Source organism: Mycobacterium sp. NGS66 (genome assembly GCF_059812225.1).
The window spans coordinates 614,495-639,060 of sequence record NZ_JCALCG010000002.1 but is presented as its reverse complement, the minus strand read 5'-3'; the positions used below and the strand labels follow the sequence as shown (position 1 = coordinate 639,060).

Sequence of the window (24,566 nt, the reverse complement as noted above, 5' to 3'; positions counted from 1 at the left end):
GCTCATCGGTTGGCTGGGTCGGTCGTCATGACACCATCATCGGCGACTGCGGATGCCGGATGCGCGCCGAGCCGCCCGATTCATACCCGAGCCGGGTTCCTCGTACTTCGCGTAGGCGTCGACGATCTCTGACACGAGCCGATGACGTACCACGTCCACGCTGGTCAGCTCGGCGATGTGGATATCGTCGACGCTGTCCAAAATGTCGATTGCCGAACGCAAACCGGATCTGGCGCCACCGGGAAGATCGACCTGCGTGACATCGCCGGTCACGACGACCTTCGAGCCGAAGCCCAAGCGGGTGAGGAACATTTTCATTTGCTCGGCGGTGGTGTTCTGCGCCTCGTCTAGGACGATGAAAGCGTCATTCAACGTGTTGTGTGTCAGCAGGAAATCTTCGGTGACATACAGCGAGTCGGCGGCCGCGACCTGAATACACACCGCTTCCTCGGTGCCCGCTGGGTCGATTCGATCGACGAAACGCATTACCCGACCGCCACCGGTTGCGTCGTACCTCGCGGCCTTGCGCGCGAGCCGGAACGGGACGACTCCAGCTGGCAAACGAATGTCGAGGAGGTGTGCGTCTGATCGGTGGTGCACGGCCCGACCGCGCGCTAGTCCCGGCTCGCGGCCCAATGCCGCCCTGGTGCGGTGGTATACGACCCCACCGAGCGACTGCACCAGGAACACCACGTCATCACGCAGCCGGTTGGAGACCGTAGTGAATTGAATGCGACACGTGCGCCCACGTTGGGTCACCGGACCACCGTCGGCATCGAGCAGACCCTGCAGGACCGCGAGTCGTACATCGGGCGAATTGAAAAGGTAGTCCTCCGGAATGAACTTGGTCGACGATCGCGTACCTGCCAGGCCTAACTGCCGAAGTGCACTCGTGACCGGGTTGGCAATCGTGATGACCTCGCCGGGACGAGTAATCCGGTTCAGGATGTAGTCGACGTCCGATTTCCGCCGCACTTGGATTCCGGGGATCAGCCGCCCTAGCGACTGAGCCAATTCAGGATCGGCCGTCGCGAAGCTGGGGGTAGTCGAACAGGTGAGACATCCATCGCCCAGCAGCAATCCAAGGGCGTATGGCTCGAGAGGCACCGGCCGCGAGTCGAATTGCACTGGTCCGCTCAGCATTGGCAACTCGTAGCGGTGGTAGTGCGCAGCGCGCAGGTTGCCGATCATTTCCTTGGTCTGCAACACCCGAGGCGGTTTTCCAAGCCTGCGATCACTACGCGTATACACCGACCAAAGGTGGTCACCGGACGCAAGCGTCGACGAACCGTCCTGCGCTGAAACGCGATAAATCTCTTTGAAGCCCTGCGGATAAACCCCTAGAACTTCCGTCGGACGCCCGTCTGAACCGATAACGAAGTCACCGACTTGAAGTTTACCGATGGGTCGAAAACCGTTGGGGGTCAACACCTTCGTCGATACGGGCTGCGCCCTACCCCGCATATATGCCAACGGCGCGACTTCAATTACCCCGGCGGACATCAGTTTTGGGATCAGCTCGGGGTCCATCATGTCGTACAGTGCGTCATACAGCGGCCGCAGATACGGGTCGATCTTCTCGCTCAGCGTGCCCGGCAGAAAGCCAAGGCGCTCACCGGCTTCCACCGCAGGACGAGTCAGGATGATCCGCGTCACCTGCTTGGTCTGCAGCGCGTTGACCGCCTTGGCCATCGCCAGATACGTCTTCCCGGTACCGGCCGGGCCGACGCCGAAGACGATGGTATTGGCGTCGATGGCGTCGACGTAACGCTTCTGGTTGAGCGTCTTGGGCCGGATCGTCTTACCGCGGCGCGACAGGATGTCCAGTGTCAGGACTTCGGCCGGTGACTCGTTACCGGTGCCCAGCAGCATGGCGACGCTGTGGCGCACGACCTCGGGTGTCAACGGTTGACCCGCGGCCACGATGGCGACCAGCTCGGTGATCGCCCGCTCGGCAAGGGCCACGTCGGCCGCCTCTCCGGACAGGGTGACGGCGTTGCCTCGCACATGCAGATCGGCGTTGAGCGTACGTTCGAGCGCGCGCAGATTCTCGTCTGAGGAGCCCAGCAAACCCACGACCAGATCGGGCGGAACATCGATACTGCTGCGAACTTGAGCGTCGGCCTGCCGGGCTCCGGCTGCGTCAGCAGCGCTGGTCTCGCGGGGCGTCACGTGGTTTCCGATGCCTGCCTTCTGGGGCTTGTCAGGGTTTGCTCAGCGGCTTTTAGTTTACGCCCGGGCTTCGTCGAGGCTGTAACTTTGCAGGGAAACTACGAGTAGCGGGCTGCAAACTTACAGCCTCGACGCATCCGATTCCCAGCGCGGCGTCAGCACGCCCAGCGCGCCCAATGCCACCGCGGCTGCGGTCGACGTCCGCAGTACGGTGGGACCCAGCCGGGCCGTGACGGCGCCGGCTCCGGTCAATGCGGCGACCTCTTCGGGTGCGATGCCGCCCTCCGGGCCGATCACCAGGATCACTGAGTTCGCCTGTGCCACAGTGGTATTCGTAAACACGTCAGGGAGCAGTTCGGACGCCGACTCGTGCAGGACGAGCACCGCGGCGCCACCGGCCACCTCGTCGCGGACCCGCTCGATCAACGCCGCGGTGGACAGCAAGCCGTCGACGGGCGGGATGTACGCGCGTCGGGATTGCCGGGCCGCCGAGCGGGCCACTGAGCGCCATCGGCGCAGACCCTTGTCCACCTTGGCGCCGTCCCACTTGGCCACACAACGTGCCGCCTGCCAGGCCAGAAACGCGTCGGCACCGGCCTCGGTGGCCAGCTCGATCGCCAACTCCGAACGCTCGGATTTGGGCAGCGCCTGCACCACCGTCACCGGCGGCTGCCCGGATGGGACACTCCAGCGCTGCAGAACCCGGGCAGCCAACCCGTCGCGTCCGGCCCGCTCCACTTCGCAGCGTGCCAGGCTGCCCGCGCCGTCGCCGAGCACCAGCTGCTCGCCGGGACGGATTCGGCGCACCATGGCGGCGTGGAACCCCTCGTCGTCGGCTAAGACCGCCAGGGCGCCGACTTCGGGCAGTGCATCGATGTAGAACAGCGTCGCCACCATCAGCGGCTCGGAAAACTAGCGGCCGCTGAAGGTCTCGCGTAGCCGGCTGAACAGCCCGCCGCTGCCGTTGTGAGTGGACCGGACCTCCGCCACGTCACGGCTGCGCCGGCGCTTGAGCTCGCGCAGCAGTTCGGCCTCGTGGTGATCCAGCCTGCTGGGGACCACCACCTCGACGTGCACGTGCAAATCGCCCCGTGCGCTGGAACGCAACAGCGGCATGCCGTGCCCACGCAGCGTGATGACCGAACCCGGTTGCGTCCCAGGCGGAATCGTGATTTCGCTCATTCCGTCCAGGATGGCGTCGACGGTGATCGTGACGCCCAGCGCGGCGTCCACCATCGGTACCGACACCGTGCAGTGCAGGTCGTTGCCGTCGCGTACGAAGATGTCGTGCGGCTGCTCGTGAACCTCGACGTACAAATCACCCGCCGGTCCTCCGCCGGGCCCCACCTCGCCCTGCGCAGCCAACCGCACCCGCATGCCGTCGCCGACCCCCGCGGGAATTTTGACGCTGATTTCCCGACGGGCCCGCACCCGCCCGTCGCCGAAGCATTGGTGGCACGGGTCGGGAATCACCACCCCGACGCCGCGGCAGGTGGGGCAGGGCCGCGACGTCATCACCTGGCCCAGCAGCGACCGTTGCACCGTCTGCACCTCCCCGCGTCCACCACAGGTGTCGCAGGGTATCGGCGCCGAATCGCCGTTGGTGCCCTTGCCGTGACACCGGTCGCACAACACGGCGGTGTCCACGGTGACCTGCTTGGTGACCCCGGTCGCGCATTCCTCGAGGTCGAGGCGCATCCGCAGCAGCGAGTCCGAACCCGGCCGAACCCGGCCGATCGGACCGCGGGATGCCGAACTTCCGCCGAACCCCCCGCCGAAGAATGCCTCGAAAACGTCGCCCAGGCCGCCGAAGCCGCCGAACCCTCCGGCCGAGACGCCGGCGCTTTCCAACGGATCGCCGCCCAGATCGACGATCCGGCGTTTCTCCGGGTCACTGAGCACCTCGTAGGCGGCGCTGATTTCCTTGAATTTCGCCTGCGCGGCCTCGTCGGGGTTGACGTCGGGATGTAGTTCACGCGCCAGCTTGCGATAGGCGCGCTTGATCTCGGCGTCGGTGGCGTTCCTGCTTACGCCGAGCAGCCCGTAGTAGTCGCGTGCCACGCCTGATTCTCCTATGCGGGGGTCTGATGCCGCGTCACGCGGCCGTCCACAAATCTTGCACCGGGTGCGCGATCATCGGGCACCCAGAACTTCGCCAATATAAAGAGCAACCGCAGCAACACTGGCAATAGTTCCCGGATAGTCCATCCGGGTGGGCCCCAGCACGCCCATGCCGCCATACACGGTGTCGGAGGTGCCGTAGGCGGTGGTCACCATCGAGGTGCAGGCCATCTGCTCGACCGCCGTCTCATGACCGATACGGACGGTGACCTTACCGGCCTCCTGCTGGGCCGCCAGCAGTCGCAGCACCACCACCTGTTCCTCGAGCGCTTCCAGGATCGACCGCAAGGAGCCACCGAAGTCGGCGGCGTTGCGGGTCAAGTTGGCGGTGCCGCCCATCACCAGGCGTTCTTCGGTGTGCTCCACCAGCGACTCCAGCAAGACCGTGGCCGCTCGCCCGACGGCATCGCCCAGCGTGCCCGCTCCTTGCAGCTGCGCCGCCAGGTCGGCAACGGCCACCGACGCCGCCGAGAGCTTCTTGCCGTCCAGGGCCTGGCCGAGCATTTCCCGCAGCTGGGAGAGCTGGTGATCGTCGATCACGTCGCCGAGCTCGACGATGCGCTGGTCCACCCGGCCGGAATCGGTGATGACCACCATCAACAGGCGGGCCGGCGTCAGCGCGATCACTTCCAGGTGCCGAACGGTCGACGTGGACAACGTCGGGTATTGGACAACGGCCACCTGACGGGTCAGTTGGGCCAGCAGCCGGACCGCCCGGCGCAGCACGTCGTCGAGGTCGACCCCGGATTCCAGGAAACTTTGTATCGCGCGCCGCTCGGCCGCTGACAGCGGCTTCACGTCGTCGAGGCGGTCGACGAACTCGCGGTAGCCCTTCTCGGTAGGCACTCGTCCCGAGCTGGTATGCGGCTGGGTGATGTACCCCTCGGCCTCTAACACGGCCATGTCGTTGCGGATGGTGGCGCTGGACACGCCCAGGTTGTGCCGTTCCACCAGCGTCTTGGACCCGATCGGCTCCTTGGTGGCGACGAAGTCGGCGACGATGGCGCGCAGCACCTCGAAGCGACGGTCGTCAGCGCTTCCCATCGGCTCCTCCCCTCCATCGACACCTGGTAGATCGACATCTGTTAGATCCGGTCCATTTTACGGTCAAGAAGGCATTCGACCTCGCCAGCGGTCCACCGGGCAGCTATCTGGAGGCCTTTGTGTCTGTTCGCCGCGGCGCGGGTTTACAGCTACGATCCGCGAATGATCTTCAAGGGCGTGCGGGACGGCAAGCCCTACCCCGAGCATGGGCTGTCCTACCGAGACTGGGCGCAGATCCCGCCACAGCAGATCCGGCTCGACGAATTGGTGACCACCACCACGGTGCTTGCCCTGGACCGGTTGCTCTCCGAGGACTCCACGTTCTACGGCGACCTGTTCCCGCACGCCGTGCGATGGCGGGGCATCACGTATCTCGAGGACGGCCTGCACCGCGCCGTACGCGCGGCGCTGCGCAATCGCACCGTGCTGCATGCCCGCGTCTTCGACATGGATCTCCCGCTGGGGGCGCAGACCTGACCCCGGTGCCGGTCACGTTTGGGTAGCGCCGGGTGTCGACTTAAAGAGAACCACCCAACGCCCTACCCCGGAGGACCTCATGCCCCGACTCAACGGAATCTCGGACCGCGACGCCGGCCTGAGCGCCAAGATCGCCTTCTTCTTCACCAAGCGAAAGCTGGCAAAAATGGCTGGACTGGCACCATTGGATAGCCCTGAAATGCTCGAACCGCTGCGGATGTACGCGCATATTCCCCGGCTGCTCAACGCCTACGGCAGGCTCGAGCAGGCCGAGTCCAAGCTGGATGTGCTCAGTCCGCGCCACCGCGCGCTGGCCGAGTTGAAGTCGGCCACCGTGGTGCGCTGCGAGTACTGCATCGACCTCGGTTCGCAGATCGCCCGCTCCTGGGGGATCAGCGACGAGGAATTGCTGGCCTTGTCCGATTACCGCAACGCGACGTGTTTCTCCGAGGTCGACAAGCTGATCCTGGATTACGCCACCGCGGTCAGCCGCACGCCGGTAGAGGTGAGCGACGAACTTTTCGACGCCCTGCGCAGACACTTCGACACCGCCGCGTTGGTGGCACTCACCCACGTGATCACGCTGGGCAACCTTCGGGGCCGCTTCAACGTGGCGCTCGGCATCGGGTCGTCCGGCTTCTCTGACGGCCGGGTATGTGCGTTGCCCGACACGAGCCGGGCATGACCGTCGGCAAGACCCGAGAGAACTCGGCAGCGGCGCTGGCGGCGCGATTCCAGGCCGCCCGACCGCAGCTGGGCGCCATCGCTTACCGGATGCTCGGTTCGATCGACGACGCCGAGGACGCCGTGCAGGAAGCATGGCTGCGGCTGAGCCGGACCCCCGACATCGACGAGATCGACAACCTTGATGCCTGGCTGACCACCGTGGTCGCCCGCATCTGCCTGAACACGTTGCGCGAGCGACGTAACCACACCCCGGAGCAACTCGTCGCCCGGCTGCCGGACCCGATCGTGGACGCCGACGGGGAATTCGATCCCGAACACCGCGCGATGCTGGCCGATGCGGTGGGCATGGCGCTTTACGTGGTGCTGGAGACGCTGTCGCCGAGCGAACGGCTGGCATTCGTCTTGCACGACGTCTTCACGGTCCCGTTCGAGCAGATCGCACCGATTGTCGACCGATCACCGGAGGCCACCCGCAAGCTGGCCAGCCGCGCCCGGCGGCGCATCGAGCAGACCGAACCCACGCCCGACGGCGACATCACCTCTCAGCGCGAAGTCGTCGACGCGTTCTTCGCGGCCGGACACGCCGGCGACTTCGACCGGCTGGTGGCCGTGCTGGATCCCGACGTGGTGCTGCGCGGCGACTTCGGCCCGCCCGCCGAGGTCTTCCATGCGGAAGGTGCGTCCGCCGTCGCCAACCTGGCACGCGCATATGCCGGACCCGACCGCGAGGTGCGCGCCGCAACGATCAACGGCAGCGCCGGCGCGGTCATCTTCGTCGCCGGCCGGGCGACCGCGATCATGGGATTCGTGGTGCGCGCCGGCCGGATCACGGCGATCGACGTGCTGGCCGACCCGCGGCGCATCACGCGGATCGACTTGAGCGCGGTAACCGGCTAGCTGGTCGCCGCCTGGATCAGCGCGATCGCGGAGTCGTGCTGAAGGACCCAGTTGCCACCCTGGTCGATGAAGACCAGGTGCTTGCTGACGGGGCCGACGAACTTCGGGCCCGAGATCGCCACGTCGGCCTGGGCCTCGTTCGGACCCGCCGGCGCGATGTTCGTCACGTTGAAGGTCTCCGGGAACTTCCCGTCTCGGTACGCCTTCCGCAGGTCGTGGTCGGCAGTATGGCCCTCACCTGGGCTGATGCCGTTTTCGACCAGGTTCTGCTTGGTCGTGTAGGACACGCCAGGGTCGGTGACCTGGGTGCACAGCGTCGCCAGTTGTTCTGCGGTCGGCAGTTGCCCCGGCGGCGGCGGGTCCTGCGGCAGCGGCGCGCCGAGACCGGCCAGCTGCACCTGAGCCGGGCTGGCCGGAACGAAGCCGATGGAAGTCACGCCGACGGCGGCGGCTCCGATAGCGCCTATGGCCGCCATGCCGGTGGCGATTGATTTGATCGTGCTCACGGTCGGGTTCCCCCTTCGGTTAGGTCAGAACGTCCCTGTGTTCCGAGGTGCAATTCTGCACGGTGTGACCTTTGTTTCCTAGTACCGTCGCGTTGCGCTATTGCAACGTCGGCTGCAACGGGCCCGACGCCCTGGGCGGCTGGACTGCGACCTAGTCGCTCGCCAGATTAAAATCCCTCCCACCGGCGTACCGGATTTGCGTTGTTGCCGGGGTGCATTGCTCACCTACCTTGATGGGCGCGGCACGGCAAATGGCATTCGACGTAAAGGGTTGCGGTTGTCCGTCAGCAGATACCCCGACGAGACGCAATTCGCATTCCGTTCCGGTGTCACCTGTCTTACCACCCCTGCCGGCGCCGTACTGCTGAATCCTCCGCGCACCGAAAAGCTGACCCGACTGACGCCGGATCAACTACGAGCCCTCAAAATCCTAAACGTGAGGCCGGCAACGGTTTCCGATTTGGCGGGGACCGGCCAGGCGTCCGGCGGTGTCGCGGGGCTCATCGATCAACTCGCTGCCGGCGGCTGGCTGACCTTCACCGTGCGCGACGAGATGCGGGATCGCTACACCATATTGCCGTTCGGTCAGCCCCCGGCCCGCGCGGCCGGACCGCTAGACTCCCTCGTCTTATCGAAATTCGCTGTGCTGCACCGTGATTCGGAAGGATTAGTGCTCGAGCATCCGCTGGCCTGGTGCGACGTGCGCATCCATGACCCGAACTTGCTGGTGCTGCTCGACGCACCGGACGGCGCCGCCGGTGCCGTCGCTGCGCGGTTCGTCGAGGATCTGCAGTGGAGCGGGATGCTGGTCCGACACGGCCAAGAGGACCGTGGCTTCGAGGCCCTCAGCTGGAGCGCACCGGATCTGTGGTTTCATCGTCGCAGCACGCTCGGCGAACGCACCGTCACGTGGGAACATTTCGGTCCGACCAAGTGGGCCAAGGGCCGGTTCCCGCAGCCACCCGCGCGCCGCCCGAACTACCCAGGCACACCGGTCACGCTGCCTGTCCCCGACCTGTCGGCCAGACGAAGTCAAGACCCGACATTGACCGCAGTTCTCGAAGATCGGGTCTCGACAAGAACATTCGACGACGCCAACCCCATCACCATCGAACAGCTCGCCGAGTTGCTGTACCGCACAGCGCGGACCCGCAAATCTTTACCGGTCGACGAAGGCGAGGAACTGCTATCCCGCCCATACCCCTCCGGCGGCGGCCTCTATGAGCTCGAGCTCTACCCGGTGGTGCGCAACGTCGCCGGCCTGGAACCTCGCATGTACCACTACGACTCGTTCGATCACGCGTTGCGCCCGGTCGCCGCCACAGATTCTCGCGCCGTGTCCCAATTGATCAAGCCGGCGGCGGCAACGCTCACCGAAGGTGCGGAACCGCAGGTGCTCGTCGTCATGGCGGCACGGAGCGGCCGCATCATGTGGACCTACGAACAAATCGGCTACGCCGCCATCCTCAAGGATGTCGGTGTACTGATGCAGACCATCTATCTGGCCGCGACCGCGATGGGCCTGGGTGCCTGCGCGCAAGGTTTCGGCGACACCGCGGCGTTCGTCGCGGCCACCGGCGTCGACGAACGCCAGGAATGCAGCGTCGGCAGCATCATCGTCGGCGCGCCCCTCAGTGAGCCCGACTCAGCGAAATGGTCCTAGCATCTGCTCGACACCCACTCAGCTTTGCCCGTTAGTACGAACGGATGAATTCTCGACTGTTGCGCTGCGTGATGTCCAGTTTCGGTTTGCCGACAGTGTGTGGGTCTGATATATCCATGGCACCATCATCCATTTGTGGCTTCCATACGTAGGGGGGACGTATGCTGGGCGCCCTAACTTTCGCTGCGGTGGGGGCATTGAAGCGGGCGGCAATCATCGCAATATGCATGGGCGCCATCACCACCACGGCTGCCTGCGGCACTGGACCGTGAACTGTGCATGCGGAGCCCTAACGGGTACTTGCGGGAATTTAACGTCCTACACAAGGAGGCTGCGTGATTCAAGCGGCGAAGCGCTTTGCAATCGTCAGCATAGTTACTTGGCTGGCGATTGCGGCCGCGGGTTGTTCGACATCACCTTCGAATGGAAGTCGTTCCGCGGGCGCCAAAACATCTACCAGCGCATCGAATTCGCCATCCCAGCCTCCTACGAGGTCTTCCCTACCCGCTGGGAATCACCTCAGCCGGAACTCGTCGACGGTCTACACCGGATGCAGCAGACAGGTGACCGCCACCTTCGATCAGACAGCGCAACTATTCGATCCGGCGTCCGGCAAGAACGTGACGCTTCCCCGGCCGCCCCTCGCGCCCACGGAACAACTGGTGTCCCAAGCCTGCACCGTCACCACGCTTGCTGACGGTCGCCAGCGAGTCATCTACCTGCTCACCACGAGGACACCATCACACGGCCTGACTCCCGAGGCCAAACGGACCGACCTGGTCGCAATGGACCCGTCCTCGACTAAACCAGTCGCCGTCAAACCGTTCCCGCTAAGCGCCGACGACAACTGGTACCTGTATCCAGCCTCAAACGGATTCTCCGTCGTGCACACGCTCGGCGGAACATCAATCAACGAGACCTTTACTGACATCGCATTCTTCGACGCGAACACGCTAGACATAACGGCCCAGACCCATGCCGACGCCGACCATCCATTGTCGGGGACGAATTATGACGGTTACGCAACGACGAGCGGTAATCGCGGACCAGGAAATGGCTATTTCGTCAGCTACGACTTGCATGTCTTCGACCGCGCTGGCGGCGGCGAGGTTGGGATCTTCCGCAACGTCGGATTACATGTTGCGGTTGACCACGGCTTCTTGCTGCAGCACGATCAGGGGGCACATGCCGACCCGGCCGATAAGCAGCCCGGAGTGTTCTATTTCGACATGCGGACAAACGACATAACGGGCCCGTTCGCGCCATTTCTACAACCTGGCCCATTTTTCCCGACCGATCTCAACGTCTATGGTGACTCGGTTCTGCTGCAGGACGCTTCGCACACTGAATATGTAACGGTGTTTGATATGGCGGCGAAAAAGGTCGTGTTCAACTTAGCTGCGAACCAGCTTGAAGGACTCAAAATATCAAAAATCCACCTCGGCGGTGGCTACCTCTATGTGAATAATGCGTCGGACAACCCCGTGATTGACTACCACTCGTCGCAGTCGGTGTCAGCGGGCTGGAAACTGATGCCGGTGATGAAACTCGCGGGTGGGTGGGTCTACCTCGTCGGCGGCGGGGCGGGACAGGCCAGTAGCGATGATTGCTACCTCGATTCATTCGGCGTGTCGTGTCATCACACACCCTCGCGCGGTGACTACTTGGCTCGCGGGTCGACCGGCGACTACGGCGGTCCGTGGTTCTAGGCGCGAGCAGCAAGCGCGAGAGCTTCAATCCAGCCAATGAAGACATTGGCTGCATCATTCTGGGCGCGCGAGCCGCAGGCTGATCATCCTTCGGCGAGCACCTCTTCGTCGGTCAACGCGGCGACGTCCAGGTAGTGGCGCGCAATGATCGCCAGCCGTTCTGGCGTGCCCCGCTGCACTTCTCGGCTTTGCAGACGTTCGGCGAAGCCGGCCACGGTTCTGGTGGCGAACAGGTCGGCGACCACGGCATGGTCGATTTCCAGCCAGTCGCGCACCCGCGCGATGACGGTCGTGGCCAACACCGAATCGCCGCCGAGCGCAAAGAAATCGTCGTGTACGCCAAGCGAACTCGGGCCCGCTAGGCCCAGCACCTCGGCGACGATTTCCGCCAGCACCGCTTCCACGTCGTTCCGCGGGGCACCGGCACGTTCGTCGCCGCGCACAGCGGCTTCCGCGTCTGGCTCCAGCAGCGCGGCCACAGCGCGACGATCAAGTTTTCCGTTCGGGGTCAACGGAATCTGGGAGAAGAACACCGTCCGGGTGGGAATCATGTAGCCGGGCAACAGATCTGCGAGCGCCGCGCCGATGTCCCCGACCTCGTGCGGATCGCCCGCCACTGCGGCAACCAGCTTTGGCGCATTGGCGCCGACCACAGCGGCGACGGCGTGATGTACCCCGGGCACGGTGCGCAGCGCGCTTTCCACTTCGCCCAGTTCGACCCGATACCCGCGGATCTGTACCTGATGGTCTGTGCGACCGAGGAATTCGATGGTGCCGTCGGGCCAGTATCTGGCGATGTCGCCGGTCTTGTACCAGCGGATGCCGTCGTGCTCGACGAAGCGCTCCGCGGTACGTCGCGGGTCTTTTCGATAACCCGCAGCGACATTGGCGCCTCCGACCCAGAGCTCACCGGGCACCCAGTCGAGGCAGTCGCGGCCCGACGACGAAACCACCCGGCATCGAACATTGCGTAAGGGAACACCGAATGGCACGGTCGTCCAGTGCGCCGGCGGGTCACCCACGACCTCGCAGATGGTGTGGTGGATGGCCGTCTCCGTCGCACCGCCGAGGCCGGAGAAGCGGCATCCCGGCACCTGCCTGGCCAGTCTGCGGGCCAGGTCGGCGCCCACCCAGTCACCGCCCAGGGTGACGGCGCGCAACGAGTCGCCCAGCCGATCGCCGCCGAGCTCCAAGATCATGTCCAGCATGCTCGGCACGCAGTTGATCAGCGAAACCCGTTGACGGCGTAGCAATTCCGGCCAGGTGGTGGGATCGGCCTTCTGCTCGGCGTCGACGGCCACCAGTGATCCTCCGACGGAGAACATGCCGAAAATGTCGTACACCGAAGCGTCGAACTCCAGGGCGGACAGCGCGAGCACTCGATCGGTGCTGTTGACTCCGAACCACTGGTTCACCGCGTCGATCGTGTTCATCGCCGCGCTGTGCGGCACGTCGACACCTTTCGGCAGCCCTGTCGATCCGGATGTGAAGATCACGTAGGCGATCTCGCGGGTATCGGGCAAGACCGGCTCGAGCAACGGCTCCGGATACTGGCGGACCCCATCGATGGATAGGCACGAGATAGTGTTTTCCGATTCGTAGCTCGCACCGTCGACCGTGAGCGCCGCCGCGACGTCGGCGGTCTGAAGAATCTTCGCGCGACGGGCGTCCGGTTGGTCGAAGCCGATCGGCACATACGTTGCCCCCGCGGCCAGCACCCCGAGTACCGCGAGGACTTGGTCCCGTCCTTTGGGAAGCTGAACCGCGACGGCATCACCGGTGCGAACACCGTTGGCGCGCAACGCTCCTGCAACCGCCAGCGCTTGCTGCGCGAGATCGCGGTAGCTCCAGACCTCGACCTCCCCGGTATCCGACACCACCGCCGGCGCGTCCGGCGTCGCCGCCGCATGCTCGAAGAAGCCCTGGTGTAGGCACCGCCCGCTGACCGGACCGTCGGTTGAGTTGACCGCCGCGCGCACCGCCGCCTGCGCGGCCGGCAATCGCACGGCCGCCTCTGCCTCCCAGCCCGCGTCGCCCTGGGCCAGCCGATCCACCGCCTCGGTGAATCTGGCGAACATGGCGTCGATCACCCCGGGCGGGAACGCCGACTCGCGGACGTCCCAGTTGACCAGCAGACCGCCGCGCAACTCCGTCACTTGGGCATCCAGCAGCACCTGGGGGCCTTGCGAGATGATCCACACCGGCTCACCGAAGGTTTGGATCACGTTGTCGGCGAACAGTTCGCCGAGATCGAGCGCACTGGTGAAGACCACCGGCGCCAGCACCGGCTCGCCCCGGTACCTGCCCAGATCACGGAGCACGTCGAGGCCGGAATAGGCGGCGTGCGAGCCGCTTTCGTACATGCTGCGCTGAATTGTCCGGGCCCGCTCGATGACCGAGACGTTCGCGCTGACATCGACCTCGAGCATCAGCGACGAGGTGAAGTCACCGACCACACGGTCGATGTCTGGGTGCACCGGCACTCGGTGGAACAACGGAACATTGAGCAGAAATCTGCTCTGCGTCGACCAACCGCCGATGGTGTCGGCGAACACCGCTGCCAGGGCAGTGGCGGGGGTGACACCGCGCCGATGCGCCCCGGCCACCAGCGTCCGCTTGGCTGCCGGTGCCAGCCAGTGGTGATGGCGGACGGTGCGATGCGGCGCCTTGCGCTCGCCCACCGGGACGGTGGGAAGCTCTGGGGCGCCTGGCATCTCGGGCAACCGTCGCCGCCACCAATCCCGGTCCCGCTCCCGCGCGGCCGAATCTCCGGCGTGCTCGGTCCGATAACGCCGGTAGCTATAGCCGGGTGGGGGCAGCGTCGCGCCCCGGTAGAGCTCCGCCAGGTCCGAAACCAGGATGCGGTAACTCATGGCGTCGCCGGCCAACATGTCGATGTCCAGGTGCAAACGGGTCCGAATGTCGCCGGAACCGTCCTCGTAGCGCGTCAGCGTGACGTCGATGACCTGAGCGTCTTCGATCGCCAAGCGCTGGTGGGTTTTGCGGTCGCGCAACTCCGCCAGCGCGGATTCCACCGCGGTGGGGTGCTGCCCGCGCAGGTCGACGACGTCGAATACCGGCCGGTCTGGGTGTGGCCGGGTCTGTTGGGTCCCGTCGGGCAGGAATCGGGTCCGCAGCATGGGATGCGTCGCTACCAGGTCGGACACCGCGCCCCGCAACCGTCCGGGATCGAGGTCTCCGCAATCGAATTCGACGTACAGGTGAGCGGCGACACCGCCCAGCTGTTGCTCATCGGAGCGACCTATCCAGTACGCGTGTTGCATGCCGGCCAGCGGGAAGGGGTCTTCTTCGGCGACCGGTTGGCTCGGCTGCGCCGCCGCGAGCGGGTCTGGCATGTCGTCCCCCTCGGCTGCGCACAGCAGTCCGTACCAGGACTCCACCGTCGGACTGGCTGCGAGTTGCGCGAACGTGACATTCACCCCGCGTTTGCGCCAGCCTCCGGCCAACGCCATCATCCGGATCGAGTTCAAACCCAATTGGATCAGGTCGTCGTCGTCACCGACGTCTGCCGCCGCGCACCCGAGTTGAGCCGCGACCGTCGCCCTGACCTCGTCTCGGCTGATTCGTCCGGCGTCGTTGTGCAGCGGGTCCATTGCGTTCCTTCCTACGCCAGAGCGGCTGCGAGAGCGGCGATTGCGCGTTGCCAGAGCTGCACCAGCCGGTCAATGTCAAACCCGGCGAACAGCGCATCGCTCCACAGCCAGTTGGTCATCAGTTCCAGGCCATCCGGCGTAGCCCGCACAAGCGCGTTGACGTACAGGGCAAACCGCAGCGGCAGATCCGGCTCGGTAGCGACCGGCAGGGCATCGAGTGCGGCGCCGGTAAGCAGCGCCCACGGTTGCTCGTCGGCACCGCTCAGATCCATTCGGCCCATGTAGTTGAACATGATCTGCGCCTCGGTCGCCTGCTGCAATTCCGAAACGTCGCCGCCATAGCGGAGCAGACCATAGTCCAACCCCTCGTTGGGGATTGCTTTGAGGTGCGTCACGACCGTTTCGAAGATCTTGCGGGCCGCGTCGGGATCCGCCTCGGCCCGCTGCACATCGACGGCCGCCGTACCCACCCCGAGTCGCACCGGGAAAGCCGCGGTGAACCACCCGACGGTGTTGGTGGTGTCGGTGTCGAGTAACGCATCGGCGCGCCCGTGATCCTCCAGGGTGATCAGCGCACCCGACGCCGAATCCTGCCTGCGCGAGCGCCGCCAGCTCGCGATGGTCATTGCGGTTGCGGCGAGCAGGAATTCGCGTACCCCCTCTTCCCTGGTGAGGGCGGCCAACACCCGTCCGGTGACGTCACCCGGGGTGACCACCGGGGTGACGCGCACGGTGGACCAGGTGTCGCGGGCGGGGTCGGGATGCCGGCTGCCCAGCGCCGGATCGGGACCGCGGACTTGCGCGATCCAGTACTGGCGTTGAGCCTGAACGTCCTGTGCGCCGGCCCGCTCCCACATCAACTGTGACCATCGCCGGTAGGAGCTGAATTCGGGCAATGGCTTCGGCGCCGCGCCCTCTTTCACCGAGCGCCAGCCCGCCGCGATGTCGCCCAAGATGATGTGCCAGGACACCACATCCACCGCCAGGTGGTGCGCGGTGATGAGCAACACATCGCCGCTCTGGGGGCGGGAGAACCAGGCCGCGCGCACCATAGCCCCGGCATGCGGGTCGATCTCATCCAGCACCTTGCGGGCAACGCTCGTTATGGCCGCGGTCAATTCGGCGTCAGTCGAGTCTTCCAGCTCGACGCGGGTCAGCACATCGGCCGCGTGGACCACACCGGGCTCGCGAGTGACCAGGCGGGGCCCATCGGGAGTTTCGGTCAGGATTGCCCGCAGGGTGTCGTGTCCGTCGAGGAGCGACTGCAGTATCGATTCGATTGCCACCCGGTCGATCTCGTCGGGAAGCCGGAGCAGCACGGTCTGGCTGAACCGACGGTAGTTGCCGTATTCGTAGAGCCACGACACGATGGGCAGCGGTAGGACTTCGCCGTATTCGTTGTGCTCCGCGGCGGCATCTGCGCCGGCCCCCGCGTCGATCAGGGCCGCCAGCTGACGAATCGTGGGTGCGGTGAACATCATTCGCGGGCTCAACGGCAAACCGCGTCGTCGCGCCTTGTGTACCACCGAAATTGCCACGATGCTGTCCAGACCGAGGGCGAAGAAGTCGTCGTCGACATGCGGCGTCACGCCGTTGAACTGCTCGGCGAACACATCGCATAACAATCGCTCGGTATCGGTGGAGGCTGACGGCGCCCCGTCGCCGGCGCCCGGCGACAGCGCCTGATCGGCCAGCAGGTCCAGGGCACGGCCGTCCAGTTTGCCGTTGTCGTTGACCGGAAGCGCGGGCAAGGCCAGAATCCGCGCGGGAACCATGTACAACGGCAGGCGCTGGGTGAGCGCGGCCCGCAGCCCCAGCAGGTCGCCCGTTGACTTCTGTTCCCACACAACGAAACCCACCAGGGTGGGCCCGGTTTGCCGATGCAGCACCGACACCGCCGCGTCATGCACCCGAGGCTGGCCCCGCAGGGCGGCCTCGATCTCACCGACCTCGACGCGGTAGCCGCGAACCTTGACCTGAGTATCGCTTCGGCCCAGGTACGCGTAACCGCCGTGCGGCAGGCGACGGACCAGGTCTCCGGTGCGGTACATGCGCTGACCCGGCCGCAGTGGATCGGCCACGAAGCGGGCCGCGGTCAGCGCGGGACTGCCGAGGTAGCCGCGGGCCAGCTGAGCGCCGGACAGATACAGCTCGCCCACCACGCCGTCGGGCACCATCCGCAGGCCGGAATCCAGGACATAGCCGAACGTGCCGGCGTTGGTCGTGCCGATCGTCGGTGCCGGGTACTTCTGCACCGGTGCCACCACCGCCTCGACCGTCATTTCGGTGGGCCCGTAGCAGTTGTAGACAGTGGTCTCACCGCCGCCGGCCAACTCACGCAACCGCTGCCACAACGCCGTATCTATCGCCTCACCGCCAAGCGCCAGCACCGCCAGACCCTGTTCCAGCAGTCCAGCTGCACCGAGCTGTACCAACAGCGACGGGGTGGTGTCGAGCATGTCGACACGATGCGCGGCAATGCCTTTCACCAACCGGTCCGCATCGCGCATCTCTTCTGCGTCGAACAAGTGCAGGCCATGGCCGTCGAGCAGGCCGACCATCGGTTGCCAGGAGGCGTCGAAGCTCAGCGACCAGGCATGCGCGATGCGCAACGGGCGGCCCAGCCGCGCCACGGCGGGGCGGTAGACGCGCTCCCGGTGGTCGGCGAAGTAGCCGAGCAGGGCGGCGTTGGTGCCGATGACACCCTTGGGCTCACCGGTGGAGCCGGAGGTGAAGATGACGTAGGCGCTGTGTTCGGGGTGACGGCGCACCGTGGGCGCAACGGCGCGGTTCCGCGAAATGCGTTCGGCCACAGCAGGTTCGTCGAGGACGAGGGTGGGAGCTGTCGCCGCGCCGGGCCGCGCCTGTCCGGTTTCGGTGATGATGAGCGTCGGCTTGGCTTGGCGGAGCATGGATTCGATCCGCGCCCGGGGCAGGGTGACGTCGACGGGCAGGTACGCACCGCCGGCGGCGAGCACGGCCAGGGTCGCCACAATGGACCGGGTCGAACGTGGCAGTAGCAGCGCGACCACATCTTCTGGCCCGACGCCGCGCTCGGCCAATGCCCCCGCCAAACGGGTTGCTTCCCGGTGCAATTCGGCATAGCTATAGCGCTCGCCCTCGGAGGTGCCGAGAGCATCGGCGTCCGGAGTGACGCGGACCTGCCGTTCGAACATCTCCCATACGGTCCCGCTCTGCAGAACCGGCACCGGTGATGTGGTGAGCCCGGCGAGCCGGGCATGCTCGGCTGGGGTGAGAACGTCGAGCACGTCGGGCGGGTGATCGCCGACATCGGGCAGCTGCCGCAGCACCGCCAGCAGCCGCTCGCCTATCGCTGCCGGCGAAAGATGCGGCAGCGCTTCGCGGATCGCCTCGACGAGCACCACCAGCGCGTCGCCGTGCAGGTGCGAGACGACCGTCAGCGGGTAGTGCGTCAGGCTCTCCATCTCGACCGGTCGAAAGCATGCGCCGTCGGGTGTGCTGACCGGACGGATCGCGTCCTCGATGGGCGCGTTCTCGAAGACGAACAGGGAGTCGAACAGACTTCCGCGGCCGAATTCGCGCTGCAGCTCCGACAGGCTCAGGTAACCGATGTCACGCATGGCCGACGACTCGCGCTGCAACTGCGCGCACTGCTCGACCACCGAGGCGGTGCCGCTCAGCTGGTGCACGACGGGCACCGCGTTGATGAACAACCCGACCATGGTTTCCACGCCGGGCAGGCTCTCCGGACGGCCGGAGACGATGGTGCCGAACACCACGTCGCGCCGGTCGGTGAGCCGGCCCAGCACCAGCGCCCAGGCGAAGAGCACAGCGGTATTGAGCGTCAAGCCGTTGCGGCTCACCCATTCCCGCAGCCGTGCCGTGTCGGCCGCGGGCAGCAGCAGTTCAGTCTTGTCCGGCACCGCGTCGCCGGGGACGACCTCGACGGCGTCGGCAATCATCAGCGGTCCGGAAGCGCCCCGCAGATACTGCATCCATTTCGCGATCGCGGCGCCCCGGTCCTGCCCCGCGAGCCAGACGATGTAGTCGCGGTAGGGCCGCGGCGCCGGTAGCCCGTCAACCGATCCGCCCGCCCGGTAGACGGCGAGCATCTCGCTGAAGAACACCGCAAGCGCCCACCCGTCAACCAGAATGTGGTGCGCGGTGAAGATCAGTCGCCGCCGGGTCTCGCCCGGCACCGTGAGTAGCACTACCCGCAATGCCGGGCCGCGTCTCAAGTCAAACGGCCGGCGCCGCTCCGAGCGGGCGATAGCGTCGAATTCGGTTGGTGTCGCGATGCGTTCGAACCACGGCAGCTCGGCGTGCGCGGGCACGACCTGCACCGGTTTGGGTATGTCCCGATCCCAGAACGCGGCGCGCAAGTTCGGGTGCCGAACCAGCATCGCTTGCCCACTGCGGCGCAGCAGCTCGACGTCAACCGGCCCGTCGACATCGACGACGAACTGCATGCTGTAGAGGTCCACGCTGTCTTCGGCCAACCGGTAGAGGGCGAACAACCCTTCTTGCAGCGGACTGAGCGCAAGAACGTCTTCGATCGGTGCTGGTGTCACGACTGTTGGTGCCAGGATGCGGCGAGGTCGGCGAGCGCATCGGCGCTCAGGCCGGATGCGCTCATCGGCGTGTACTCCTGCGCCGGCGGCGAATCCACTTCGGCCGCAGGCTGTTCCGCGGAACCGTCCACTGCGGCGGCCAACTCGGCGATCGTCATGTGCTCGAATACCATGGGCGGGGTCAGCGGCAGTCCTTGCGCGTTGGCCTGGGCGGACCATTTGATCGAGATGATGCTGTCGCCGCCGAGGGCGAAGAAGTTGTCCTCGGCATCCACACCGGTGATATCCAGCAGCTCTTCCAGTAACCCGATGAGCGCCCGTTGCGTCTCTTGGTGTTTCGCCGAATCGGCGACGACGGGTTGCGGTCGCGGCGCCGGAGCCGGAGGTGCGAGCAGCTTCGCCATGTCCGCCGTGGGCAGCAACTGCAGCGTGGATACCCGCGCATCCGGCGTGGTCACGAACGCATCGAGGGTGCTGTCGAGGGCGTCGGCGACCAGCGCGACGGTGTCGGGCCGGTAGAGATCGGCATTGGCTACCACCCGAACGTCCAGCTCGCCATCCGGCGTCACGGTCATGCCCAGGTCAAGGTCCAGCAGCGACACCTCGAAGTCCATCGGCAGCGGCACGACGGTCGTTTCCGGCGTGAGGTCGCGCGCAACGAGCGCCCAGTCCTCGCCGCGGAAATGAAGCATGCTCTGGAACAACGGATTCCGGGATCGCGAGCGCGGTGGGTTGAGGGCTTCGACCAAGCGTTCGATGGGCAATTCCTGATGCGCGAACGCGTCCAGCACCACGTCCCGACTGCGCGCAATCATGGTCCGCAGACTCGGATCACCCGACACGTCGTTGCGCAGCACCACCATGTTGGCGAACAGACCGATCGCCTGCTGGGTGGCCGAATCGACTCGAGATGCGACCGGGCTGCCGACCGGCAGGTCCGGGCCGCCGCCGAGCTTGTGCAGCAGCGCCGCAAGGACAGCCTGGTAAACCATGAACTCGGTCGCGCCGTTTTCCTCGGCGAGTTGGGTGAGCGCTCCGCGGCGAGCCGCTGACACCCGGAAAGTCGCTACCTCCCCTTGCTTGCCGAGCACCGGCGGGCGGGCGTGGTCGTGAGCCACTGAGATCTCGTCAGGCAGCCCGGCCAACGCCTGGCGCCAATGGGCCAGCTCCGATTCTCCCCAGCCGGTGCCGAACGCACTGCGTTGCCACACTGCGTAATCCGGGAACTGGATCGGCGAGACGGGCCAGTGCGGCGTCTTGCCCGCTACCCGCGCTCGGTAGGCGGTGACGAGGTCGTCGAACATGATGCCGAGTGAAGCGTGATCGCTCACGATGTGGTGGACCAGCAGCAGCAGCACATGGTTTTGCGCGCCGAGTTCCAACAGGGTCCCTCGGAGCAGCGGGCCGGACTCCGGAGTGAACACATGCCGGCGCAGCGCGGTCACCGTCTCGTCGAACTCGCCCGCGGCAACGGGTACCACCGGCAGCTCGACCCGAACCGCCGGATGCACAAACTGATATGGAACACCCTCGTGCTCAGCGAAATTGGTGCGCAGCGCCTCATGCCGGGCCACCACGTCGTTGAGCGCCTCGGCAAGCGCGGCGGTGTCCAGCGGCCCGGTGAAACGCAACGCAAAGGGCAGATTGAAGCCGTCGCGTGCGCCTTCCATCCGGTACTGGAACCACATGGCCAGCTGGGAGTAGGACAACGGCAGCCGCTCTGGACGAACGGAGCCGACGAGTGGTGGACGGCCCGGCTGCGATCCGTGCGAGGAATCGATCGGCGCGTCGAATTCACCTGTGTCGTACAGTGTTTCCAGCTCGTCCAGCTCATCGAGGTCGATGTCGAATTCCGAGCGGAAGTAGTCGACCAGCCGAGCGGCCAATCCGGCCGGAGTGGGGGTGTCGAACACGGCGCGCACGGTCAGCTCCACACCGAACTCCGCGCGGATCTGTGCCACCAGCCGCGCCGCCAGCAGCGAATGCCCACCCAGCCCGAAGAACGAGTCTTCGGCGCCTATCCGCTCCCAACCGAACATGCGGGCGAAGATCGAGCACATGCGGCGCTCGGTGGGCGTCGCCGGCTCACGATAACGACGGACCGCAACGGGAGTGGGCGCCGGTAACGCGCGCTTGTCCAATTTGCCGCTGACGGTGAGCGGGATCTCGGGGATCACCGCGAACGCGGTGGGCACCATGTACTCGGGTAGCGCCGACGCGGCGTGGCTCCGGATTTCGTCCAGGTCGAGGTCGTCCAAAGGACTTGCGAGACCGGTGTTTTCAGCGGTTGCGGGCACCAGGTAGGCGGCCAGCGCGGGCCCGGACTCACGCTCTTCGGCGACGACGAGGCAGTGCCGCACCGCGGGATGCGCCGCGATGACGGACTCGACTTCGCCGAGCTCGATGCGAAAACCACGAACCTTGACCTGTTCGTCGGCGCGGCCGACGAATTCGAGGTCGCCAGAGATGTTGCGGCGGACCAGATCCCCGGTCCGATACAGCCGCATGCCCGGGCTGAACGGGTCGGCGACGAATCGCTGCGCGGTCAGTCCCGGACGCCCCAGATACCCGCGCGCCAACTGGACGCCGCCGAGGTACAGCTCCCCGATCACCTCGGCGGGCACCGGCTGCAACTCCTCGTCGAGCACGTAGGCGTACACGTTGCGGTTCGGTACGCCGATGGGCACCACCCGCGCGCCGTGTGAGCCCTTGACGTCCATGTGGGTCGCGCAGACGACGGCCTCGGTGGGGCCGTAGTGATTGCGCAATTGCGCGTCGAAGTAGCCGGCGAATTTGTCCGCCACCTCACCGGCCAGCGCCTCGCCACCCACGGGCACGTGCCGCAGCTGCCGCCAGGCATCCTCGTCGAGGACCTGCCGCATCAGCAGGACGGTACTGAGCATGGACGGCACCATGTGCAGCACGGTGACACCATGGCGGCCAATCAGTTCCGCGACATAAGCAATGTCGCCGAAGCCGTCCGGTTTGGGCACGACCAGGGTTGCGCCGATCGTCAGCGGGATCAGGATGTCGGAGAGCGAGGCGTCGAAACTCACCGACGAGGACTGCAGCAACCGGTCCTCGGCGGTGATGCTCCACTCCGCGACGAAGCACTCGAGGTGCTCGGCGATCGCGTGATGGGAGACGGCAACGCCTTTGGGCTTGCCGGTGGAGCCGGACGTATAGATGACGTACGCGAGGTTGTCGGGACGTAACGGACGAACACGGTCGTGGTCGGTGATCGGCGCGTCGGACAGCTGCGCGGCGGCCGTCTGCGCGGCGTGGAACTCCTGCGGCCCGATCACTATCTGTGGTCGGGCATCGGTGATCAGGTAATCGATGCGGTCGTCCGGGTAGGCCGGATCGATGGGCAGGTAAGCCGCACCGGCTTTCAGCACCGCAAGCATCGCGACGATGAACTCGATCGACGTGGTCATGCGTAGACCGACGATGTCCTCGGTACCGAAACCCTCGCCAATCAGCCAGCGCGCCAAGCGATTCGTGCGGCGATCCAATTCGGCATAGCTCAGTTCGGCCGCGTCGGAAACCAGCGCCGTCGCATCCGTCGGAATCGCAACCGCCGCGTCCTCGAGGAGGGCGACCAGTGTGGTGGCGGGCGTGGTGACGAGTTCACCGTGCGACTGCGCCAGCACGGTTTCCCGTTCGCCGGTGCCGAGCATGTCCAGACTGGTGAGCCGACGTTCCGGCTGAGACAGCGCGTTGTCCAGCAGCTGCACGTAGTGCGTCAGCAGCTGCTCGACGAGGGCAGTCTTGAGCACGTCGGTTTGGTATTCGAACTCGACGGTCACCTGCGCGTCGAGCACCACCGAAAGGGCCAGCGGTAGATGCGCGGTCACCGCGCCCAGGTCGAGTTGGCGCACGGCAACGCCGTCGAGGGCGAACCCGCCCGCGCTTTTGCGCAGGGAAAAGCCCAGCCGGACCAGCTGATCCATGCCGTCGTGGCCCATCCGCTCCGGGTTGGCCTCGCGCACCACCCGGTCGATGCCGACGGCTTGATGGGCGAAGCCGTCGAGGCAGGTTTCCCGCACCGCGCCGACGAACGAGGCGAAGGTGTCGTGGGACCGAGGGGTCATCCGCAACAGCAGGGTGTTGCCGAAATATCCGATGGCACCCTCGGCCGCGGCCCTGCGATCGGTCACCGGCACCGAGATCAGGAAATCCGGCGCTCCGGTATAGCGGCGCACCAGCACGGCGTAAACGGCCAGCAGCACCATGAACGGGGACGCCGAATGCGCGCGCGCGAAGTCCTCCACCCGGCCGAAAAGCTCGGCGGGCAGCGCCTTGCTGCGACGCTGCGCCTGCCTCGACGGATGCGCGGCGGCCACACCGGGCAGTTGCAGCGGTTCGGGTCGCGGACGCAACGCCTCGGCCCAGTAGCCGACGTCGGCGATGGTGGGTTCGGCGGCTGCGTCAAGCACCTCGACGGCGACGTATTGGGGCGCTTCCTGGTGAAGCTGCCGCCCGTTGTAGGCCGCGCTCAGGTCGTGGGCGAGAACGGCCCACGAGTCGTCGTCCCAACTGATGTGGTGCACGACGAGCAGGAGCACGAATTCGCCGGCGCCGGCGCGGATGAGGATTATCCGCATCGGCAACTCGTCGGTCAGATCAAAGGGCCTGCCGAACTCGTCGCGGGCCAGTGCCTCGATCCGCTGACGCCGGTCACCGGGTGGCACATCGGTCAGATCCCTTACTTGCCAAGCGATTTCGACATCGTCGGAAAACACTTGGTAGGGCTCGCCTTCGGTGTCCACCCCATAGCCGGTGCGCAGAATGGTGTGCCGGGCGGCGACTTTTCGGAAGGCGGCATGCAGACGGCCTTCGTCGAGAGCACCCGTCAGGCGATAGGCGACACAGATGTTCAGCGTGGAGTCGGTTGGGTCCATCGTCTGCAGGAACCACATCCGGCGCTGACCGGCCGACAGGGGGTAACGCTGACCGGGACTCAGGCGCGGTCGGTCGGCTGGCCCCTCGGCCGCCAAACCGCTTTGGGCGATCCGCCTGCGCAGCAGTTCCCGACGGCGATCCCGCAACGTTTTGCCGTCGTCCGTCGTCACAGCGAAACCCTTCAACTCTGCCTGCCAGGCCAGGGCGTGGCGGGTGTT

12 protein-coding genes and 3 pseudogenes are annotated in these 24,566 nt (G+C 65.9%); 5 read left to right on the top strand and 10 right to left on the bottom strand.

Translation table 11 applies throughout. From position 1 onward, the window contains the following. Positions 1-36: 36 nt before the first annotated feature. From AC5Y2L_RS07430 to hrcA, 6 genes and pseudogenes are all read right to left on the bottom strand, one after another. Positions 37-375 (bottom strand): annotated as a pseudogene (locus AC5Y2L_RS07430) (PhoH family protein); the annotation flags it as partial. Positions 376-657: 282 nt separating this feature from the next. Continuing rightward, positions 658-1,143: pseudogene (locus AC5Y2L_RS07425) on the bottom strand (LAGLIDADG family homing endonuclease); the annotation flags it as partial. 309 nt (positions 1,144-1,452) lie between these two features. Continuing rightward, positions 1,453-2,172 (bottom strand): annotated as a pseudogene (locus AC5Y2L_RS07420) (PhoH family protein); the annotation flags it as partial. 120 nt (positions 2,173-2,292) lie between these two features. Next, positions 2,293-3,069 carry a 16S rRNA (uracil(1498)-N(3))-methyltransferase gene (locus tag AC5Y2L_RS07415; RefSeq protein ID WP_499934196.1) on the bottom strand — a complete coding sequence of 259 codons (777 nt, stop codon included), beginning with the start codon at positions 3,067-3,069 and terminating at the stop codon, positions 2,293-2,295. A 15-nt stretch (positions 3,070-3,084) separates the two neighbouring features. After that, positions 3,085-4,233: a molecular chaperone DnaJ gene (gene dnaJ, locus AC5Y2L_RS07410; protein ID WP_499934194.1), complete on the bottom strand. Its 1,149-nt coding sequence runs from the start codon at positions 4,231-4,233 to the stop codon at positions 3,085-3,087. A 72-nt stretch (positions 4,234-4,305) separates the two neighbouring features. Next, positions 4,306-5,337, bottom strand: coding sequence for a heat-inducible transcriptional repressor HrcA (hrcA, locus tag AC5Y2L_RS07405; RefSeq protein WP_499934192.1), 1,032 nt, complete (start codon positions 5,335-5,337; stop codon positions 4,306-4,308). A 162-nt stretch (positions 5,338-5,499) separates the two neighbouring features. Here hrcA and AC5Y2L_RS07400 point away from each other — a divergent pair, with 162 nt between their 5' ends. From AC5Y2L_RS07400 to AC5Y2L_RS07390, 3 genes are all read left to right on the top strand, one after another. After that, on the top strand, positions 5,500-5,814 hold the full coding sequence (locus AC5Y2L_RS07400) for a type II toxin-antitoxin system VapB family antitoxin (protein WP_499934191.1): 315 nt from the start codon (positions 5,500-5,502) through the stop codon (positions 5,812-5,814). 79 nt (positions 5,815-5,893) lie between these two features. Further along, a complete protein-coding gene (locus tag AC5Y2L_RS07395; RefSeq protein ID WP_499934189.1) occupies positions 5,894-6,499 on the top strand; it encodes a carboxymuconolactone decarboxylase family protein in 606 nt (201 codons plus the stop codon). Continuing rightward, the gene (locus AC5Y2L_RS07390) at positions 6,496-7,398 is read left to right on the top strand and encodes a sigma-70 family RNA polymerase sigma factor (RefSeq protein WP_499934188.1); all 903 of its coding nucleotides are present in this window, start codon (positions 6,496-6,498) and stop codon (positions 7,396-7,398) included. Before AC5Y2L_RS07395 ends, AC5Y2L_RS07390 begins: the two co-directional genes overlap by 4 nt. Here AC5Y2L_RS07390 and AC5Y2L_RS07385 read toward each other — a convergent pair. Continuing rightward, complete coding sequence (locus tag AC5Y2L_RS07385; protein WP_499934186.1) at positions 7,395-7,904, bottom strand: MTB12 family secreted protein; 510 nt, start codon at positions 7,902-7,904, stop codon at positions 7,395-7,397. The two genes, AC5Y2L_RS07390 and AC5Y2L_RS07385, sit on opposite strands and share 4 nt — an antisense overlap. 277 nt (positions 7,905-8,181) lie before the next feature. Between AC5Y2L_RS07385 and AC5Y2L_RS07380 the strand changes: the two genes are divergently transcribed. Together AC5Y2L_RS07380 and AC5Y2L_RS07375 are read left to right on the top strand one after the other, a co-directional pair. After that, positions 8,182-9,567, top strand: a complete 1,386-nt coding sequence (locus tag AC5Y2L_RS07380) for a SagB family peptide dehydrogenase (RefSeq protein ID WP_499934185.1) — start codon at positions 8,182-8,184, stop codon at positions 9,565-9,567. A 563-nt stretch (positions 9,568-10,130) separates the two neighbouring features. Beyond that, complete coding sequence (locus AC5Y2L_RS07375) at positions 10,131-11,276, top strand: hypothetical protein (protein WP_499934184.1); 1,146 nt, start codon at positions 10,131-10,133, stop codon at positions 11,274-11,276. A gap of 83 nt (positions 11,277-11,359) precedes the next feature. Here AC5Y2L_RS07375 and AC5Y2L_RS07370 read toward each other — a convergent pair whose 3' ends face one another. Genes AC5Y2L_RS07370 through AC5Y2L_RS07360 form a run of 3 tightly spaced genes read right to left on the bottom strand, consistent with a single transcriptional unit; the run spans position 11,360 to position 24,518 of the window. Next, positions 11,360-14,890 carry a non-ribosomal peptide synthetase gene (locus AC5Y2L_RS07370; protein WP_499934182.1) on the bottom strand — a complete coding sequence of 1,177 codons (3,531 nt, stop codon included), beginning with the start codon at positions 14,888-14,890 and terminating at the stop codon, positions 11,360-11,362. An 11-nt stretch (positions 14,891-14,901) separates the two neighbouring features. Then, positions 14,902-19,443, bottom strand: a complete 4,542-nt coding sequence (locus AC5Y2L_RS07365; protein ID WP_499934180.1) for an amino acid adenylation domain-containing protein — start codon at positions 19,441-19,443, stop codon at positions 14,902-14,904. Further along, positions 19,440-24,518 carry an amino acid adenylation domain-containing protein gene (locus AC5Y2L_RS07360; RefSeq protein WP_499934179.1) on the bottom strand — a complete coding sequence of 1,693 codons (5,079 nt, stop codon included), beginning with the start codon at positions 24,516-24,518 and terminating at the stop codon, positions 19,440-19,442. The genes AC5Y2L_RS07365 and AC5Y2L_RS07360 overlap by 4 nt, the downstream gene beginning before the upstream one ends. Between the last annotated feature and the right edge of the window lie 48 nt (positions 24,519-24,566).

Excerpts from the sequence above, each read along its gene's own strand:
- AC5Y2L_RS07415 (WP_499934196.1), bottom strand. The coding sequence starts at position 3,069 with ATGGTGGCGACGCTGTTCTACATCGATGCACTGCCCGAAGTCGGCGCC.
- hrcA (WP_499934192.1), bottom strand. The coding sequence starts at position 5,337 with ATGGGAAGCGCTGACGACCGTCGCTTCGAGGTGCTGCGCGCCATCGTC.
- AC5Y2L_RS07400 (WP_499934191.1), top strand. The coding sequence starts at position 5,500 with ATGATCTTCAAGGGCGTGCGGGACGGCAAGCCCTACCCCGAGCATGGG.
- AC5Y2L_RS07395 (WP_499934189.1), top strand. The coding sequence starts at position 5,894 with ATGCCCCGACTCAACGGAATCTCGGACCGCGACGCCGGCCTGAGCGCC.
- AC5Y2L_RS07390 (WP_499934188.1), top strand. The coding sequence starts at position 6,496 with ATGACCGTCGGCAAGACCCGAGAGAACTCGGCAGCGGCGCTGGCGGCG.
- AC5Y2L_RS07370 (WP_499934182.1), bottom strand. The coding sequence starts at position 14,890 with ATGGACCCGCTGCACAACGACGCCGGACGAATCAGCCGAGACGAGGTC.